16 protein-coding genes are annotated in these 18,322 nt (G+C 60.4%); 6 read left to right on the top strand and 10 right to left on the bottom strand.

The window, feature by feature from the left end; genetic code table 11:
• Positions 1-123: 123 nt before the first annotated feature.
• The 4 genes from G5182_RS03530 to G5182_RS03515 all read right to left on the bottom strand — a co-directional run bounded on the left by G5182_RS03530 (position 124) and on the right by G5182_RS03515 (position 3,281).
• Complete coding sequence (locus G5182_RS03530; RefSeq protein WP_421230702.1) at positions 124-711, bottom strand: histidine phosphatase family protein; 588 nt, start codon at positions 709-711, stop codon at positions 124-126.
• Positions 712-867: 156 nt separating this feature from the next.
• Complete coding sequence (locus G5182_RS03525) at positions 868-1,521, bottom strand: helix-turn-helix transcriptional regulator (protein WP_005334376.1); 654 nt, start codon at positions 1,519-1,521, stop codon at positions 868-870.
• 64 nt (positions 1,522-1,585) lie between these two features.
• On the bottom strand, positions 1,586-2,875 hold the full coding sequence (locus G5182_RS03520) for a serine dehydratase subunit alpha family protein (protein ID WP_421230703.1): 1,290 nt from the start codon (positions 2,873-2,875) through the stop codon (positions 1,586-1,588).
• A gap of 22 nt (positions 2,876-2,897) precedes the next feature.
• Complete coding sequence (locus G5182_RS03515; RefSeq protein WP_005344164.1) at positions 2,898-3,281, bottom strand: Rid family detoxifying hydrolase; 384 nt, start codon at positions 3,279-3,281, stop codon at positions 2,898-2,900.
• 251 nt (positions 3,282-3,532) lie between these two features.
• Between G5182_RS03515 and G5182_RS03510 the strand changes: the two genes are divergently transcribed.
• The 3 genes from G5182_RS03510 (at position 3,533) to G5182_RS03500 (ending at position 7,583) form a co-directional block, all read left to right on the top strand.
• Positions 3,533-4,828 (top strand): amino acid permease, encoded by a 1,296-nt coding sequence (locus G5182_RS03510; RefSeq protein ID WP_021229327.1) that lies wholly within the window; start codon positions 3,533-3,535, stop codon positions 4,826-4,828.
• Positions 4,829-5,020: 192 nt separating this feature from the next.
• Positions 5,021-7,027 carry a methyl-accepting chemotaxis protein gene (locus G5182_RS03505; RefSeq protein WP_421254195.1) on the top strand — a complete coding sequence of 669 codons (2,007 nt, stop codon included), beginning with the start codon at positions 5,021-5,023 and terminating at the stop codon, positions 7,025-7,027.
• Between the two features lie 268 nt (positions 7,028-7,295).
• Positions 7,296-7,583: a hypothetical protein gene (locus G5182_RS03500; protein ID WP_421230705.1), complete on the top strand. Its 288-nt coding sequence runs from the start codon at positions 7,296-7,298 to the stop codon at positions 7,581-7,583.
• An 80-nt stretch (positions 7,584-7,663) separates the two neighbouring features.
• Here G5182_RS03500 and G5182_RS03495 read toward each other — a convergent pair whose 3' ends face one another.
• Both G5182_RS03495 and speA read right to left on the bottom strand, forming a co-directional pair.
• Entirely contained in the window at positions 7,664-7,852 is a 189-nt protein-coding gene (locus G5182_RS03495; protein WP_005334402.1) for a hypothetical protein, read from the bottom strand.
• A gap of 271 nt (positions 7,853-8,123) precedes the next feature.
• A complete protein-coding gene (speA, locus tag G5182_RS03490) occupies positions 8,124-10,025 on the bottom strand; it encodes a biosynthetic arginine decarboxylase (RefSeq protein ID WP_005344160.1) in 1,902 nt (633 codons plus the stop codon).
• 1,014 nt (positions 10,026-11,039) lie between these two features.
• Here speA and pepT point away from each other — a divergent pair.
• Both pepT and G5182_RS03480 read left to right on the top strand, forming a co-directional pair.
• On the top strand, positions 11,040-12,263 hold the full coding sequence (gene pepT / locus G5182_RS03485; protein WP_421252471.1) for a peptidase T: 1,224 nt from the start codon (positions 11,040-11,042) through the stop codon (positions 12,261-12,263).
• Positions 12,264-12,476: 213 nt separating this feature from the next.
• Positions 12,477-14,186 carry a lysophospholipid acyltransferase family protein gene (locus tag G5182_RS03480; RefSeq protein WP_421254194.1) on the top strand — a complete coding sequence of 570 codons (1,710 nt, stop codon included), beginning with the start codon at positions 12,477-12,479 and terminating at the stop codon, positions 14,184-14,186.
• 114 nt (positions 14,187-14,300) lie between these two features.
• Here G5182_RS03480 and G5182_RS03475 read toward each other — a convergent pair whose 3' ends face one another.
• From G5182_RS03475 to G5182_RS03460, 4 genes are all read right to left on the bottom strand, one after another.
• Complete coding sequence (locus G5182_RS03475; protein ID WP_005344153.1) at positions 14,301-14,609, bottom strand: SelT/SelW/SelH family protein; 309 nt, start codon at positions 14,607-14,609, stop codon at positions 14,301-14,303.
• A gap of 78 nt (positions 14,610-14,687) precedes the next feature.
• Entirely contained in the window at positions 14,688-15,812 is a 1,125-nt protein-coding gene (locus G5182_RS03470; RefSeq protein ID WP_421252472.1) for an adenosylhomocysteinase, read from the bottom strand.
• Between the two features lie 182 nt (positions 15,813-15,994).
• Positions 15,995-16,732 (bottom strand): hypothetical protein, encoded by a 738-nt coding sequence (locus G5182_RS03465; RefSeq protein WP_421254193.1) that lies wholly within the window; start codon positions 16,730-16,732, stop codon positions 15,995-15,997.
• Positions 16,732-17,292, bottom strand: a complete 561-nt coding sequence (locus G5182_RS03460) for a YceI family protein (RefSeq protein WP_005334411.1) — start codon at positions 17,290-17,292, stop codon at positions 16,732-16,734. The genes G5182_RS03465 and G5182_RS03460 overlap by 1 nt, the downstream gene beginning before the upstream one ends.
• A 109-nt stretch (positions 17,293-17,401) precedes the next feature.
• Between G5182_RS03460 and G5182_RS03455 the strand changes: the two genes are divergently transcribed.
• Positions 17,402-18,301 carry a LysR family transcriptional regulator gene (locus tag G5182_RS03455; RefSeq protein WP_421254192.1) on the top strand — a complete coding sequence of 300 codons (900 nt, stop codon included), beginning with the start codon at positions 17,402-17,404 and terminating at the stop codon, positions 18,299-18,301.
• Positions 18,302-18,322 lie beyond the last annotated feature (21 nt).

The raw sequence follows: 18,322 nt of genomic DNA, 5'->3' as shown, positions 1-18,322 counted from the left end.
GAAATCGGGGCATAAGATACCTCATCTTGCCGCGATAAGGTGCTCTGATGTGTTGAACTGCGGCAAAAATGGGCATCCGAAGGTGGCAATCATGGTCCATGCCATGGTGCCACCTCACGGCAATTAGCAGGCAATGCGGGTGATGTGGCCATCCTGCAGCTTATAGAAGGCATCTTGCGGCAACTCCTGTGACCAGGTCGCCTCATAGTCGAGATCGGCATAGACACCACGCAGCATGGCACCGAGCAGGCCGTGGGAGATAACGATGGCCCGCTCGGCGATGGCGGGATCCTGCAACCACTGGTGTGCCCGGCGCTGAATGCTCTCGAAGCTCTCGGCCCCCGGTGCCTGCAGATACCAGTCCCCCTTGCCGGTATCGAGCTCGGGATGAGCGAGCCGCAACGCCGGGATCTGGCAGCTCTCCCACTCCCCCATCCCCAGCTCCATCAAGCGATCGTCCCAGACAATGCGATCCGCCGTCAGCCCCAACTGCTCGCACACCAGCAGTGCAGTCTGACGGGCGCGACCGAGCGGGCTGGCATAGACGGTCCAGCGGGCGGGATCCGCCAGTTCGGCGGCAAGGCGCCGCCCCATGGCGATGGCTTGCACCTCGCCCTTGTCGGTCAGATCGGAGTTGCAGCGCCCCTGCAGACGCTGCTCGGCATTGAAGCGGGTCTGGCCGTGGCGCAGCAGATAGATGAGTCGAGACATGATTTCTCCAGCACGTTCAGAGAGATAGAAAAATACAAGGGGGGATGATGATAGCAGATGAGCCCGAAGGATGGTCCAAATAGAGAGGCTAAAGCGGGCGTAAAAAACGGGTCAAGGCTGACCCGTTTGCTGCCAATTTGGCCAGAGTGTATCGGCTCAGCCCTTCTTGATCTCCCGCAGATAGCGGTAGATGGAGTGGACCGAGATCCCGAGCTGGCGCGCCGCAATCTGGGCACTGTCTTTTAACTCGAAGATCCCCATGTCGTGCAGCTGGTTGACGATAACCCGAGTCTTCTGGGACGGAGGCACCGCCTCGTTGCCACGCACCTCGGCACTGACGGTGTCGATAGTGCTGTTGAGCGCTTCGTCGATGTTGCGGGCGAACACCTCCGGGGTGGCATGGCTCTCATGGGGGTGCATGCACTCCGGCATCATGGTGCGCAACACGGATTGCAACGGGGCATCCATGTCGCTGTTGATGCAGAGCAACCCGATGGCCCTGTGCTCCCCGTTGCGGATCACGGTGGTGATGGAGCGCAGGGTCTTGCCGGTGGCGCACTTGGTCATGTAGGGGCTGGAGATATCCTGCCCGCTCTTGAGCTTCATCATCGCCAGGTTGGTGATGGGGGCGCCGACACTGCGGCCGGTGATATGGCCGTTGGCAATCTTGACGATCGAGGGATTGCGCGCATCCAGACTGTGGAGCAGCACTTCGGTGTGCTGGCCATACATGGCGGCGATGCCGTCCACTATGTTCTCCATCGACTTGAGGATCTCAAAATCGCTCGGACTCAACTCTTGCAGCTTCACAATGGGACCTTCTTGCAAGGGTTGCTGCCGGACAATGGACGCCGGGCAGCAACCGACAGGGACATCAGGCGGACATGATATCAATAATGGTGCTGTCTGTGGCAGACATACCCTCCTTCACCATCTGGCCGACGTTGCGGATGGTCTGATCCACGTCACCGGCGACGATCCCCTGCCCCGACACCGAGTGGCTGTTGAGGGCCATCAGGAAGCCGCGCACCGCCGCACCGGAGGAGGTACTCACCTTCATGGCGCAGGAGGCTTTCGCGCCGTCGCACACCATGCCGGCACTGTCACTCAGCACGTTCTGGATGGCAAAGCAGGATTGCTCGAAGCTGCCGCCCGCCAGATAGACCATGGCCATGGAGGCGGCCGCGCTGGTCACGGTATTGCCACAGAAGGCCGACAGCGGCGGATAGTGGGACTTGATATAGATGGCGCCCAGATGGCTCATGATGAGGGCGCGAGCCAGCTGCTCTTCGCTGGCCGCAAAGCGCTCGGCAATTACCATCACCGGAATGGTGGCGGCAATGCCCTGGTTGCCGCTGCCGAAGTTGCTCATGGCTGGCAGGGTCGCGCCCCCCATGCGGGCATCGGAGGCGGCCGCCGTCATCATCACGATGCGGTTCATCACATCCTCGCCGATAAGACCGGCATTGATGTTCTGCTGCATGGTGCGGCCAATCTCCAGGCCATAGGGGTTGTTCATCCCCTCGGCGGAGAGCTTGCCGTTAAGCTCCGAGGCTTTGAGGATGAACCTGATCTGCTCGAACTCCACCTGAGTGGCGAACTCGTAGATGGCGGCGATGCTGATATCGACGCCATCGCAAATGGAACCGGTTGCACCACCCTGGCTCTGATCGGCGGTGAAGGTCACCTCGCCATCGCGGCGCTGCTCGACGATGCGGGTATGACCACCGCAGAGGGTCACTTCGGCGCTGTGCTCTTCACCATGTTCATCCGTGCCATAAACGGTCACGCGGCAGAAGATAAACTCGGGGGCGGCGGTGCGGCTCACCTGCACCTTGCCAGCATCGATCAGCTGCTGGGCACGCTCCACCTGTTCTGGCTGGATCGCGGCCAGCACCTCCAGCCCGGCATCGGCGTTGCCACCGATGGCTCCGGCCGCAGCCGCAATGGCCAGACCGATCTTGCCGGTGCCCGGCACATAGACACCCATCGAGTTTTTATAGAGATTGTCCGACACTGCAACCTCGAGGCGACCTGGCTCACAGCCCAGTTGCCGGGTGGCGACCGCTGCGGCATAGGCGGCGGCGATTGGCTCGGTACAACCCAGCGCTGGTTTGACAACCTGTTGAATAATCTGCAGATACTGCTGCCACGCTTGTTTCATCACTTGAACCTTTTTATCAGCATTAACGAGCGATATGGGCGATCGCTTCCACTTCAACCTTGACGCCCATCGGCAGATCCTTCACTGCGAAGCAGCTGCGCGCCGGACAATCTTTCTGGAAATAGGCTTTATAGACCTCGTTGAACGCGGCAAAATCGCTGATCTCGGCGAGGTAGCAGGTAGTTTTGAGCACGGTATCCAGCGAGCCGCCAGCGGCTTCCAGCACGGATTTCAGGTTTTCCAGTGACTGGCGGGTCTGGGCGGCAATCCCCCCTTCCACCACACCACCCTGTTGCTTGCAGACCGGCAACTGACCGGAGGTAAAGATGAGGTCGCCATAGGCAGTGCCGTGGCTGTAGGGACCGATAGCGTCAGGTGCCGCTGCTGCTGTGATGATGCGTTTCATATAGCCACTCCTGTTTGTGCAATTTTTTTTGCAATCACGAATCTCATTCCGTTCAACATTATTTGCTTTTTATTTTATCCATTCAACAAAAAGATACAAAAATGGCGTTTAAAGGCACCTTTCGGCCTCAATATAAACCGTGATCACCATCCTGATTTGAACAAAAGTACTCTTATGGGCATTGTTTATGACAGTTTCATTCAACTATATTTGCGCCGCTTTCCCACATCCCTACAAAAAAGAAGGTTTTAATGGACGCGCATAGCACTACACTCGCCAGCCCCGTGATGGGCACGCTGGAATGGAAAGAAGCGGTTCGCTTCGACAGCACCGACTGGGGCTGGATCATCATGAGCATCGGCATGGCCATCGGCGCAGGGATCGTCTTCCTGCCGGTACAGGTGGGTCTGATGGGCTTGTGGGTCTTTCTGCTCTCGGCGGTGATCGGCTACCCCGCCATGTACATGTTCCAGCGCCTCTTTATCAACACCCTGGCCACCTCGCCAGAGTGCAAGGATTACCCCAGCGTCATCACCGGCTACCTTGGCAAGAACTGGGGTGTGCTGCTCGGCGCACTCTACTTCGTGATGCTGGTGATCTGGGTCTTCGTCTACTCCACAGCCATCACCAATGACAGCGCCTCCTTCCTGCAGAGCTTCGGCGTCACCGACGGCCTGCTCTCCGAAAACCCGCTCTACGGTCTGGTGCTGATCTGTGGCCTGGTGGCACTGGCCTCGCGCGGCGAAAACCTGCTGTTCAAGATCTCCACCTTTATGGTGCTGACCAAGATCAGCGTGGTGGCCGTGCTCGGCCTGATGATGGTGGACAAGTGGGATGCGGCAAACATCACCGCCATGCCCGCCGCCGGTGACTGGATGAAGGATGCCATCATCATGCTCCCCTTTACCCTCACCTCCATCCTCTTTATCCAGAGCCTGAGCCCCATGGTGATCTCCTACCGCTCGCGGGAAAAGTCGCTGGAAGTGGCCCGCTTCAAGGCGATGCGCGCCATGAATATCGCCTTCGGCATCCTGTTTGTGGTGGTGTTCTTCTACGCGGTTTCCTTTACCCTGGCCATGGGCCACGATCAGGCGGTCAAAGCCTCCGAGGAGAATATCTCCGCACTGGCGATGGTGGCGCAGGGGATGCCCGGCCAGACCCTCAAGCTCCTGAGCCTCACCCTCAACATCTTCGCGGTGATGACCGCCTACTTCGGCGTTTACCTCGGTTTCCGTGAAGCCTGTCAGGGTCTGGCGATGAACCTGCTGCGCCGGGTTCTGCCGGAAAACCGCATCAACAAAGGATTGGTAGGCAAAGGGATCATGGTGTTCACCGTCATGCTCTCCTGGGGTGCCATCGTGCTCAACGCCCCGGTGCTGAGCTTCACCTCCATCTGCAGCCCCATCTTCGGCATGGTGGGTTGCCTCATCCCGGCCTATCTGGTCTATCAGGTACCGGCGCTGCACAAGTACAAGGGCACCTCCCTCTACATCATCATCGTCACCGGCCTACTGCTCTGTGTCTCGCCCTTCCTGGCGTTCAACTGATCGGTTTCCCCTTATCGACCGCGGGTCACCTTCGGGTGGCCCGTTTTCTTTTGGCTCGGCTGACGGCACCCCGCCCGGAAGTAAAAAGCCAAGGGGATCACAACTTGCAACCGGCCATCACCCAAGGGAGGCCGCTCGGAGTACTATTCAGGCAACACGAATCACGCCCGCACTCAGGTATCGAGGCTTAACATGAAATGGATTTTCAACCCCGCCATCCGGCTGGGCAATCAGCTCTCCTTCAAATACAAATTCCTGCTCTGGTCCTGTCTGATGCTGCTGCCACTGGCGTACAGCATGACCAATCTGCTGGGGCGGCTGCAGGATGACAACGTCCAGGCCAACCGCGAGCTGGCGGGAGTGGTCAATCTCGCCCCCGTGCCCGCTATCGAGCAAGCCCTGCTCACCCATCGCAATCTGGTAACCCGTCATGCCTATGAAGTGGATCCGGTCGGTGATGATCAGGTCAAGGCAGCCGCACAAGCCGTTGATCAGAGCCTGCAAGCCTTTGCCGACACCCGCCAGAACAACCCCTCCTTTGAGGTGATCCAGCAGGGCTGGGCCGCCCTGCAGAGTGAAGCGGGCAAGCTGGAAGTGGAGCAGAGCAACCTGCGCCACGACAAGCTGTTGACCGAGGTGCGCCACCTCTACAAGCACATTACCGCTGCCAGCAGCCTTATTCAGGATCCGGCGCTCGGTACCTACTACATGGTGATCCTCGCCAGCGAGCGGTTGCCGCAGCTGCGCGACCTGCTGGCTCAGGTGCGGGATCGTGCCGCCACCATCGCCGATTTCGGCCTGTTTCAGGCCGAGGGCTACAGCGGCCTGCGTTTTCGTCTTGACCTGATCAGCGCCACTCTGCAAGAGCTGGAGGCCGATCTGACCCTGCTATACCAGATGGAACCGGCCTACCGCGCCGAGCTGGGTCAGCAGACCGATGCTCTGATACAGCTGGTGCGTCAGGGGGTCGAGACCATGGAAAACAAGATGATGAAGGATCAGCTGGTGCAGCTCTCCACCAAGGAGGTGCAAGCGCTGGGGGATAAAATGGACGAGGCCATCACCGCGCTGGCAGGCCAGGTACGCCAGCGGCTGGAGGCCGACTTACATCAGCGGCTGACCGCCAACCAGCGCCACTTCTGGTGGGTCACCGCGCCGCTGACCATCAGCTTGCTGCTCTACCTCTACCTGATGATCGGCGCCTATCTCTCCCTGCGCGACACCGTAGGGCGGGTGCGTGATATTGCCGCTCGGGTCAACGCCCAGGATCTCAGCCAGCATATCGAGATCGTCGGTCAGGACGAGCTGGCCGCCATCAGCCGGGATTACAACGTGACCCTGGAGACCCTGCGCACCCTGATGCTGCGAGTGCGTGAAAATGGCGTCACCGTGGTGGAGAGCGCCACCGAGATCGAAGCGCGTACCTGCCGCTCACAGGAGGTGATCGCCGATCAGCAAGGGGGGACCCATCAGGTCGCCACCGCCATCAAGGAGCTGGCCGCCACCTCACAAGACATGGCGGGCAACGCCCTGCAAGCCGCCCGCATGACCCAGGAGGCGCAGAACGTGGTCGGTCAGGGCGAGGATGTGGTGGAACGAACCATCAAGGCAATCGACCATATCAACCGCGAGGTGCTGCGTACCGCCGACACCATAGGCCAGCTGGAACAGCAGTGCAGCCAGATTGGCGGCGTCATCAGCGTGATCCGCAGCATCGCCGAACAGACCAACCTGCTGGCCCTCAACGCTGCCATCGAAGCGGCCCGGGCTGGTGAGCAGGGTCGCGGCTTTGCGGTGGTGGCCGACGAGGTGCGGTCTCTTGCCAACCGCACCCAGGGGGCTACCGTCGAGATCCAGCAGATGATTGAACAGCTGCAATCCGGCGCCCGCGCCTCGGTCACCGCCATGTCGGCGGCCAGCCATGAAGCGCAGGAGGGGGTCGGGCTGGCGCAGGAGGCAAAACAGGCTTTCGGCGCCATCACCGAGAAGGTGGATCGGATGGTCGATACCAACGCCATCATCGCCAGCGCCATCGAGCAGCAGGGCGCAGTGGTCAACGAGATCGAACGCAACGTGGTGCGCATCTCCGATGGCAGTGACGAGGCGCTGCAAGTGGCCAGCGCCGCCCGCGATGCCGCCCGCCAGATCCACCAGCTCACCGAACAGCTGCGCGCCATGGTACAGAGCTTCGTGCTGTAACAGAGCGCTGACAAGCCGGGCTCAACGTGAGCCCGGCATTATCCCGGTCTCGCCCCTGCCCACAATATCTCGGTTGTTCGGATCATCCAGAAAATCTCTGCGACCCACTTGCCGGGCAAACGCCAACAAAGTAGTCTCGAACGAAAACAAAATGCGGCATTCCCGACACGCACTGTCTGCGACGTCGAGGGAAACGAAGCCACCTGCGAGCCACAGATTAAAACCAGCGTCACGTCATTTATCACCCGCTTCAAGCGAGGATTCACCCATGGCCAGATACCAGTTTTTTACCATTCCGGCGTCCAATCGGCAGCAATACACCTTTATCGACATGGCATCTCCGACCTTTCTGAGTGAAAAGGCGGCACTGCTGACCCAAGGATTCGAGGTGGAGGAGGACTTTATTGACGCGACCACTCCACGGGAGGCCGTCGAGAAGTACCAATCCAATTTTCTCTATGTGGCGGATGAGATAGGCAAGTCCGATAGCAGCTACGCCGCGGCCATCGCCATGCTGGAGCTAGGCAAGGGGCTATTTGGCAAAAAAACTCGCTGAGATAAGCTGCAGCGATGAAGAGTGGTGGCCATCGTGGCAACGTGCCCGATGGCCATATGGCAAGACATCAATTCGGTAAGTCAGAAGCGCCCCAGCTGCTGGAGCATCTCGATCAGCTCCTCTTCGCTGCTCGGCTCATAGGCCAGCTGAAGGCTCGGGGCAGCGCCCCCCATCAGCATGTAGACGTTGGTGCTGCAGTGGTCGTAGTGATACCACTTACCGTCGATACAGACGTCGGTATAGCATCTCGGGTCCCTTTTCAGTTCCATATGCACATCCTTTTGTTACATTCCATCAACATCAATCTTGACCGTAAAATAACCACCGAGGTTCAAGCTTGATGCAGATCAATGGAAGCGGCTGAAAGGGATAGATATCTGCCAGATCTGTGGCTTGCGGATGCCCCGAGCCATCATAGGTTATCCAAATGAAGATGGACCGAGCGCACCGTCATATCGCCGGATGGCCCCCGGTAACAAAAACGGCGCCCGCAGGCGCCGTTTTTGATTTTCCCTCAAAAGCGAGGGGCAAACAGAAGGCTTATTCGTCTTCCAGATAGGCGTAGCCTTGCAGGCCCAGCTCCAGCTCGTCGAGCAGGGCTTTGCGAGTGGCATCGTCCAGAGCCGGGTGGGCAGCGATCCGCTGGTAGTTTTCGCGGATCACGGACGGGTCGATGTTGACGTAACGCAGCAGCTGGTCGACGGTGTCGCCACGCACCACGTTGCGAATGTCCATCTTGCCCTCTTCGTCCAGCCACACTTCCGCGCAGTGGGTGTCACCGAACAGGTTGTGCAGATCGCCGAGGATCTCCTGATAGGCACCGACCAGGAAGAAGCCGACGTGGCACTCTTCGTTCTCGCCGTAGACCGGCATCGGCAGGGTGCTCTCGACCCCCAGACCGTCGACATAGTGCTCGACCTGACCGTCGGAGTCACAGGTGATATCCATCAGGATACCGCGACGGCTAAGCGGACGATCGAGACCGGCCAGCGGCATCACCGGGAATACCTGACCGATACCCCAGGCATCCGGCAGGGACTGGAACAGGGAGAAGTTGGCAAAGCACTTGTCCGCCAGCTTTTCACTCAGCTCGTCAGCCAGCGCACGGTGGTTGCGGTTGACCGGGTTGAGCATCTCTTTGAGCGCCAGACAGGTGTTCTGGTGCAGCATCTCGGCCCAGGCACGCTGTTCAAGGTTCAAGAGGCCCATGGTGTACTGGGTATTCACGTCACCCAGATCTGCCACCGAGTCATGGAAGATCTCCAGCAGGGAGGGATCTTCGCTGCGCAGATCCAGCCAGCCTTTCCACATGTTCTGCAGAATGGTCGGCGCATCTTCGTCCGGCGCGCTGATGTCGTTCATCTCCACCCCTTCGGCACCAATGATATTGGTGACCAGCACGGCGTGGTGGGCAGTCAGGGCACGGCCAGACTCGCTGATGATGGTCGGGTGCGGCAGATCGAACTCGCGGCAGACATCGCCGATACCCCATACCACGTTGTTGGCGTACTCGGAGAGGCTGTAGTTGGCGGAGCAGTGGCTCTGGGAACGGGTTCCCTCGTAGTCCACCCCCAGGCCGCCGCCGACGTCCACGACTTCGATGTTGGCACCGAGGCGACGCAGTTCAGCGTAGAAACGGCCGCACTCGCGGATGCCGCCCTGAATGTCGCGGATATTGGCGATCTGGGAACCCAGATGGAAGTGCAGCAGTTGCAGGCAATCCAGCTTGCCCAGCCCGCGCAGACGCTCGATCAGCGCCAGGATCTGGGAGGCGGAGAGACCAAATTTGGACATGGAGCCACCGCTCGATTCCCACATGCCGGAGCCGGTGGAGGCGAGCTTGGCACGCACCCCGATGTTGGGCTTGATGTTGAGACGAGCTGACTCGTCCAGCACCATTTCCAGTTCGGAGGGCTTCTCCACCACGATGTAGACCTTGTGGCCCATCAGGTTGCCCAAGAGGGCGTGGCGGATATATTCGCGGTCTTTGTAACCGTTGCAGACGATCACCGAGCCTTGCTCATGGTGATGGGACAGCACGGCCAGCAGTTCCGGTTTGGAACCAGCTTCCAGGCCAAGCCGGGGCTTGTCGCTGTAGGACTGGCTGATGGTCTCGATGACACGACGCTGCTGGTTTACCTTGATCGGGTAAACGCAGAGGTAGTCCCCTTCATAGCCAGACTTCTCGATGGCCTGACCAAAGGCGTTGAACAGCGCATCGACCCGACTCTTGAGGATGTCAGGGAAGCGCAGCAACACGGGGGTGGTCAGCCCGGACTGACGCAACTGTTCGATGGCGTCAGAGAGCACGATATGCGCGTCAGGGCGTGATTTGTCGGGGGCGACGGTCACATGACCGGCGTCATTGATATTGAAAAAACCCGCACCCCAGTAGGGAACGTTGTAGACCTTCAAGGAGTCCTTGCTGGACCAGTTAGTCATGGGCTATGCCTCGCAAATGAGCGACCCAAAGTCGCCTTCGTTACCCTCAATCACATCCAGACCATCTAGTGCAGAGTACGGCGAGCGCTGCCATCACGAGACGCAGCCACCCAAACCAGCGCTTTGCACATCGCGGCAAGCCAGAGGCTGCCTGGTGGATCTTGGGGAAGTAACGAGTCTTGATGTGGGGCTGGTGGCTTTACATCAAGCTCAACGGTATGCGGTGCCACTATGCCGTAGCGCCGCGGTACTTTGATGACAGACGACATCAGCCACGCCGTCAGTTCATCATTCGGCAGCGATCCCGACAGAAGGAGAGGGTTCCAAGGAAGAGAAGCGAAGGCGCCAGCACGCATGCGTGTTGATAGACGACAACAACCACAGCCCACCTCACCGTCAGTGACCGCCCATGACAAGGGAAGATGATGAGCCGGTGGCCCACTCGGTCAAATGAAGGATGAGAGTCTGTTGTTCTCCCTGATACCGGAGCCTAACCGGTATTAAAGAAACCATTCCCCAGCAGTGTCTGTCGTTTCTGCGTGCCTCGCCCTATAGGCGTATGATCGGTCGGGTTTCTGGCGGCTCTGCCTGCTTCAGGGTTGCCCTTGGATCGGCGCGGAGTGTACACACTTACCGCGGGCAGTGACAATAAAAAATAGTGTTCAAAATCCCCTTTTAATGAGTCGATCAAATCTTGCTGGCGGGCAGGCGGGCTCTGGGATGGCGCAGGTTATGCGACAGCCCGGTTTCCCCTTGAAAAGTGTGTGAAAACGCCACAATTGGGCTGACGCCTTGCTGTGCGGTGGCTGAGGGGAATTTGGCCGCCACCGCCAGCGCCTAAATATCGCAATAAATGCCACATTTATGCGATCTCCCTCCCGGACGTTGCGTCGCACGCCGCACCTCACCCGCTCTCCCCTTGCGTCAAAAAATGGGAAAAACCTGCGCTGACGCAATGAGTGCCCCGCACGGATTGGCCACAATGGCCGCTCACAATCGGTTAGAGGCTGACTAATGGATACCCTGCTTGAGCGTTTTCTGCGTTACGTAACTTTTCATACCCGCTCCGATGAGACCAATCCAGCCTGCCCGAGCAGCGAAGGCCAGCTGATCTTTGCCCGTGCCCTGCAAGAAGAGATGAAGTCGCTAGGGCTGACCCGAGTCACCCTGGATGAGCACGGCTACCTCACCGGCTGCCTGCCAGGCAACCAGCCGGACGCCCCCGCCATCGGCCTGATTGCCCACATGGATACCGCCGACTACGAGGCGGAACACGTAGTACCGCAAATCATCGAGAACTATCAGGGCGGCGATATCTGTCTTGGCAAGGGTGACGAGGTGCTCGCCATCCGTGACTACCGCTTCCTGAAAAACTACCTGGGTCAGGATCTCATCACCACCGACGGCACTACCCTTCTCGGCGCCGACGACAAGGCGGGTATCGCCGAGATCCTCACCGCCATCGACCACCTGCAGGCGCACCCCGAGATCCCCCGCGGCGATATCTGGGTCGGCTTTACTCCGGATGAGGAGATCGGCCGCGGCGCCAACCTGTTTCCGCTGGAGAGATTCCCGGTCAAGTGGGCCTATACCGTGGATGGCGGCGAACTGGGCGAGCTGGAGTATGAAAATTTCAACGCCGCCAGCGCCACGGTTCGTTTTATCGGCAATAACGTCCACCCCGGCACCGCCAAGGGGAGCATGATCAACAGCCAAACCCTGGCCGCCCGCTTCCACGCCGCCATGCCAGCCGACGAGACCCCGGAGTGCACCGACGGGTATGAGGGCTTCTTCCATCTGGCCCAGATGAGCGGCACCGTGGAGGAGAGCACCCTGCACTACATCATCCGTGACTTCGACGACGAGCACTTCGCCGCGCGCAAAGCCGAGATGCAGAACCGGGTGGCCGCCCTGCAGGCCGAGTATCCGAAGGCCCGCATCGAGCTGACCCTGACCGACAGCTACCGTAACATGCGCAGCCAGATCGAGCCGCACATGCATATCGTCGAGCTCGCCAAGGCCGCCATGGAGGCCGCCGACGTGGTGCCGAAGATCAAGCCCATTCGCGGCGGTACCGATGGCGCCCGTCTCTCCTTTATGGGTCTGCCCTGCCCCAACCTCTTCACCGGAGGCCACAACTTCCACGGCAAGCACGAGTTCATCCCGCTGCAATCCATGGAGAAATCGGTCGCCACCCTGGTGGAGCTGGTGCGCCTCACCGCGGCTTGGCGCGGCTAATCGAGTCGCTATCCTTACCACGACCACCGAGGGGGGGAGCCGGTTAACCGGCTCCCCCCTTGCTATCTGGCCATCACCCATCAAGAAAGGGAAACCGGGGAGGGTCGCTCAGGAGCAACTGGCCGCCGCTGCCATCAAATTGTCATCCCGCTGACATGTCGCGGGAACAGTGTCACATCATGCTGGGAGCAACGGATCGCCGGAGCCCCCCAGATGTTCACTATCGATACCCTGCTGACCCAGCACTTCCCCCGCCTGCTTGGCTACCCCCTGCTCACCCCGCTGTTAAAGCGGCTGCTGGGCTGGCTGCTCAACGAACGTGCCTTTGCCGACTTTGCCGCCCGCTACCCGCACCTGCGCGGCCTCGACTTTGTCGAGCAGGCGCTGACCCAGCTCGATTTCGACTATCGGGTCAGCGAGGCGCAGCTGGAGCATATTCCCGCCAGCGGCCGGGTCATTCTAGTCGCCAACCACCCCATCGGCTCGCTGGACGGACTAGCGCTGCTGCAACTGCTCGGCCGCATCCGCCCCGATGTGAAGATCGTCGCCAACCAGCTGCTGGCCCAGCTCGCGCCGCTGCGCCCTTTGCTATTGCCGGTGGACAATATGGAGGGCAAGACCGATCGACAGGCCATCCTCGCCATGAACGAACACCTCGCCCATGAAGGGGCACTGGTGATCTTCCCCGCAGGCGAAGTCTCGCGGCTTGGCCTCAAGGGGGTGAAAGATGGCCCCTGGCAGGCAGGCTTTATCAAGCTGGCCCAGCGCACCCGCACCCCGCTGGTGCCCATCCATCTGGGAGGGCGCAACAGCCTCTGGTTCTATCTCGCCTCCTGGCTCAACAAGCCCGCCTCCGCCCTATTGCTGGTGCGCCAGCTGTTTCGCCAGCAGGGGCAGACCCTGCCGGTGACCATAGGAGCGCGCATTCCGCTCGGCAGTTTTCAGGAGCTGCCCGCCAAGACGGCGGCGCGGCTGGTGCGCAACCACCTCTACCGGATTGGCCGTGGCAAGGCGGGACGGCTGCAGACCGAGGCCCCCATCGCCCTGCCGGGGGATCGCCGCCAGCTCAAACAGGCCATCGAAAGCTGCGAACAGCTCGGCACCACCCCGGATGGTCAGGGGATCTACCTCTACCGCCGCCACGAACTGAGCCACTCGGTGATCCTGCGCGAGCTGGGGCGACTGCGGGAGATCGCCTTTCGCGCAGTGGGGGAAGGGTCTGGCAAGCGGCGGGATCTCGATGGTTTTGACAACGACTATCACCACCTGATCCTCTGGGATCCGGCCCGACTCGACATTATCGGCGCCTACCGCTTTGCCCCGGTGGCGGAGCTGCTGGCCAGCAAGGGGAAGGATGGCCTCTACAGCCACACCCTGTTCGGCTTTGAGGATAAGTTGCTGCCCCGGCTGGAGCAGGCCATCGAGCTTGGCCGCAGCTTTATCCAGCCCGCCTACTGGGGCAAGCGGGGGCTCGATTATCTCTGGTTCGGCATCGGTGCCTATCTGGCCCGCTATCCCCGCTACCGCTACCTGTTTGGCCCGGTGTCGCTCTCCGGCAGCCTGCCGCCGGCGGCCAAGGATCTGCTGGTGAGCTTCTACCGCCAGCACTTTGCCCCCGAGCTGGCGCTGGCCCCCTCCCGCCGTCCCTACCCCGAGACGCAGCCTCTGTTCGAAGGGGTGGATTACGGCGCCGCTCTCAAAGCACTCAAGGCCCGTCTCGACAATCTGGGCTGCGCCATCCCCACCCTCTACAAGCAGTACTCCGAGCTGTGCGAGCCGGGCGGGGTGCAATTTATGGACTTTGGTATCGACCCCGACTTCAACCACTGCATCGACGGGCTGGTGTGGGTCGATGTGAGCCGCATCAAGCCCCACAAGCGGGCCCGCTATATCGGCAGTCATCTGGCCGAGCCGCGCTCATAGCCCTGCAGGCGCCAGGCAAACAGCCAAAGGCAAAAAAGGAGAGAGAGGCCATCGCCTCCCTCTCCTTTAGCTCTCATGCTCAGCACCTTTTCGAGGCGCTCGGCCCATCTGGCGTTACTCGGCCGCCTTGCGATCCGAGTGGCCGAGATCCCGCTCAGGGGCGATAACATCGCGCACCCGCTGCTTGATCTCCTTGGCCTCGGGGAAGCCGTCATCGACCACCCGATCCCACACCTGCACCCCGTTCACCAGAATGCGGAACTCCCCCTTGCTGGCCGGCACCAGCGCCACCTCCCCCAGATCGCTGTCAAAGGTGGAAAGCAGCTCCTGCGCCAGCCAGGCGGCGCGCAGCATCCAGCGACAGAGGGTGCAGTAGCGGATTTCGATGCGGGGTTTGCTGATCAGGGTTTCAGACTCGGTCATGAGTGACTCCATAAAAAAAGCGGCCAATGGCGGGAAATGGCGTACCGCCACCCAATGGCCAATCCCGGTTCGGTCAAATCAGCGCTGATCAACCCCATGAAAATCGGCCAGCCAATGGCGGGCAATGGTACGCATCGCCGATTCTGGCAGCTCGAACAGGCCGGGAGCAAGAGGGCCTGCCGCCAGCATCCGGATCCCTTCCATGATCTCCGCCAGCACCAGATAGACATATTCGCCAATCACGGCGCCATGGACGAAGTTGACCGCCTCGCCCCGGTTGAGCAGGTAGATCTGGGTACCATCCGGCCGGTTGAGGGCCAGCACATGGGGGCACACCTCTTCGCTCGGCCACGGCAACTGGGCCAGCGAGAAGGCAAACTCGTCATCGGCCGAGGTGACCGAGGCGACCATGGTGCCGGGGCGCAGCGCCTGCAGATCCGCCAAATCCAGCGAGCCGTTGCCGGTAGAGCAGATCACCAGCTCGGCGCGGCTCAAGGCTTCAGCCTTGGTGATCAAGCGAAAACCGTGAGAGAGCGCTTCGACCTGTCGCAGCACATCTGTTTCCACCAGCCCGAGATGAAGATTGCGACAGCGCAGGTCGCGGGCGATGCTGCGCCCCACCTTGCCATAGCCAAACAGCACGGCTTCGCAGACGTTGAAAGTACGGTTGAGATTACGAGCCAGCGACTCCGCGGAGTAGACCACGCTCAAACCAATCTGGATATCCTCGGCCTGCTTGAGGGGACTGCGTGCCACCGACACCACCGGGGTCGCCAGCACCTCCTGCTCATAGCGTTGATGGCCGTTCTCGGTCATCTCCACCACCCCGAGGAAACGGGGGCCGAAGTATTCACTCAAGATCACCTGGGTTTTGGCAAAGTAACCGCCAATATCGAGGATCAGCAACCGCTCGTGGGGGGCCACCAGCGGCGCAATCTGCTGGATGAGGCTGTCGGGTTCATTGGTCCAGCGTCGGTTGAGGGGCAGCACCGGATAGTGCTGGGATACCCACTCCAGGGTCGGGCAGTGTACCGATTTCGGTTTGGGCAAAATGGCACCAATCCGTCCAATCTGACCGAGAGCGTCGATAAAACGGGGGCGATCGGGAAGCAGGTGAGTGACCAGCAGAATGCAGAGACCATCGATACGTCCCTGTCCGGTGAAATGGCGAAAAAACAGATGCTCAGATCCTTGACTGCGCAACTGTGGCCTCCTTATGTGCCGCAAAGCAGGCAAACAGAACCCGGCGCGGCCGGGTTCTGTGTGTGTCCAAATAAAATGAAAATCCTTTTTATCTGAAACACATAGGGGGCTCAATCATTATCTGCCAAGAGTATGAGCAGGTATGCAAAAATGGCGCCATTTGACCATTTTCCACACAAGTATCAGTACAAAGAAGCAGCAGGCCAGACCCACCATAGGCTGAGCCCGGTTCCCGCGGCAGCGAGCAGGATCAGCCCACTCCAACGCACTGGCCAGGGTTTGTCACGTAACGCCCACTCCAGCAGCGGCAGCAACCAGACCGGCAGCAACACCACCAGCGGCACCTCCACATATTGCCAGGCCAGCATCTGGACGAAGGCGAGGGCCAGCGCCAGACCGGCGGGTGCTACCTTGATGTCAACAAAGGTGGCAAGCAGGGCGCGAAAACCGGCGAAAGCGGCCAGCGCACCGGCCAGCTGGGCAATCAGCAGACTGCCATCGATGCCGATCACCAGTGCCAACCAGATAAAGCCGAGGGCAAACCCGAGCCCTTCGCGGCTGTCACAGCGCAAGGTGCTCCAGCCAAACCAGAGGATGGCGGGCAGTAGCGCCAGCCAGATCCCGGGTTCGCTCGCCAGTACCGAGGCCAATCCCTGCCACCACACCAGCGCACTGAACACCGCAAAGAGCAGCTGTGAACCGCGCAGATCGTTCACCTGAGCCGCAATGGCGGGCACCAGCAGGGTCAGCGGCAGCCACTGCCACGCCTTGGCCGGAATACCATAGAGACCGCCGAGCAATGAGCCCACCAGCCAGAGCGCCAGCGCGCCCCACAGATAACCCAGTCGCGGCCAGCGCCACGATAGCAAAGCGGCTCCCAGAGGAGCCGCCAGGGTTTGCAGCAGAAGTTCCGCGCCCATTACTTGCGCACGCCTTCGACAAACAGGTTGATGTTCATCTCGTCCGGAATGCCGGGCAGCATGTAGCTCACGCCAAAGTCACTGCGCTTGATGGTGGTGGAGGCGTTGAAGCCGCTGCGGTAGCCGCCCCAGGGATCCTTGCCCTCACCGATCTTGACCAGATCGAAGGCCACTTCCTTGGAGACACCGTGCAGAGTCAGGGTCCCTTTCAGCACGCCTTTATCCTTGGTGCCCTCGTAAGCGGAGCTGACGAAGGTCATCTTGGGATACTGCTTCACGTCGAGGAAGTCCGGACTGCGCAGGTGCTTGTCGCGGGCCTCGTGATTGGAGTCGACGCTGGCGGCATCCACTTCAAAGCTCGCCTTGGCGGCCGCCGGGTTGGCGTCATCCATGCTGAAGGTGCCGCTGAAGGTGTTGAAGCGACCCACCAGCTCGGAGAAGCCCAGGTGACCCACCTTGAACTGCACCGTGGTGTGCGCCGCATCCACATCGTAATCCGCCGCCATCAGAGGGGTAGCCATAAACAGGCAGGAGGCCAGCAGAGCCTTGGTCATTTTCATCCGTTCGTTCCTTCATCTTGGGGTTCACATCAGTGGTTAAAATGCTAACCTCGTTCTGAAGATGAATAATCAGTGATTTATTAAATTCATTATTTACTGAGGATGGAAAATGGACCAGATCGCCGCCATGCGTACCTTTATCAAGGTGGTGGAGTGCCAGAGCTTTACCAGGGCTGCCAACCAGCTCGGCATCTCGGTCGCCATGGCCTCCAAGCTAATGCAGCAGCTGGAGGAGTCCCTCGCCACCCGGCTGCTGTCGCGCACCACCCGTCAGGTCAATCCCACCGAAGCGGGCCAGTTCTACTACCAGCGCTCCCTCGCCCTGCTGGCGGAGCTGGAAGAGACCCACAGCCAGCTGACCCACCACAACCAGCAGCCGAACGGCACCCTCAAGCTCTCGGTGCCGATGGATTTTGGCTATCTGCACCTATCCCCCGCCCTGCCGCTGTTTCGCCAGCGCTTCCCCGATCTCAAGCTCGATATCGAGTACAGCGACCGGCGGGTCGCGCTGGTGGAAGAGGGGTTCGATCTGGCGCTGCGGATCGGCCACCTCAGCGACTCCTCGCTGGTGGCGCGCCAGCTTGCCACCATTCGGGTCGAGCTTTGCGCCAGCCCCGCCTATCTGGCACGCAAGGGCAGACCGGAAAAACCCGAGAATCTCAAACAGCACGACTGTCTGATCTACACCCTGACCCAGCCGGAGTGGCACTTCAAACGGGGAAGCGAGCAGCAGAGCATCCGGCCACAGGGGCCGCTGCGGGCCAACAACGGGGTGGCGCTGACCCGCGCCGCTTGTGATGATCAGGGCATCATATTGCAGCCCACCTTTATCGTGGGGGAGGCGCTGCGGTCAGGGCAGCTGGTCAGCCTGCTGCCAGAGTGGGACAAGGGAGAGGTGGGACTTTATGCGGTCTATCCGCACCGCCGCTTCGTCTCGGCCAAGGTGCGCTGCTTTATCGAGTTCGTGCAGGAGCGCTATCTCGCCCCGCAACAGTGGGATAAGCCGTGATGATTGCCAGAGCAGAGGATA

Origin of the sequence: Aeromonas sp. 600948 (assembly GCF_049174875.1) — a bacterium.
In the GTDB taxonomy this organism is placed as follows: Bacteria; Pseudomonadota; Gammaproteobacteria; order Enterobacterales; family Aeromonadaceae; genus Aeromonas; species Aeromonas veronii_A.
This window is presented reverse-complemented; position numbering and strand designations above follow the sequence as displayed.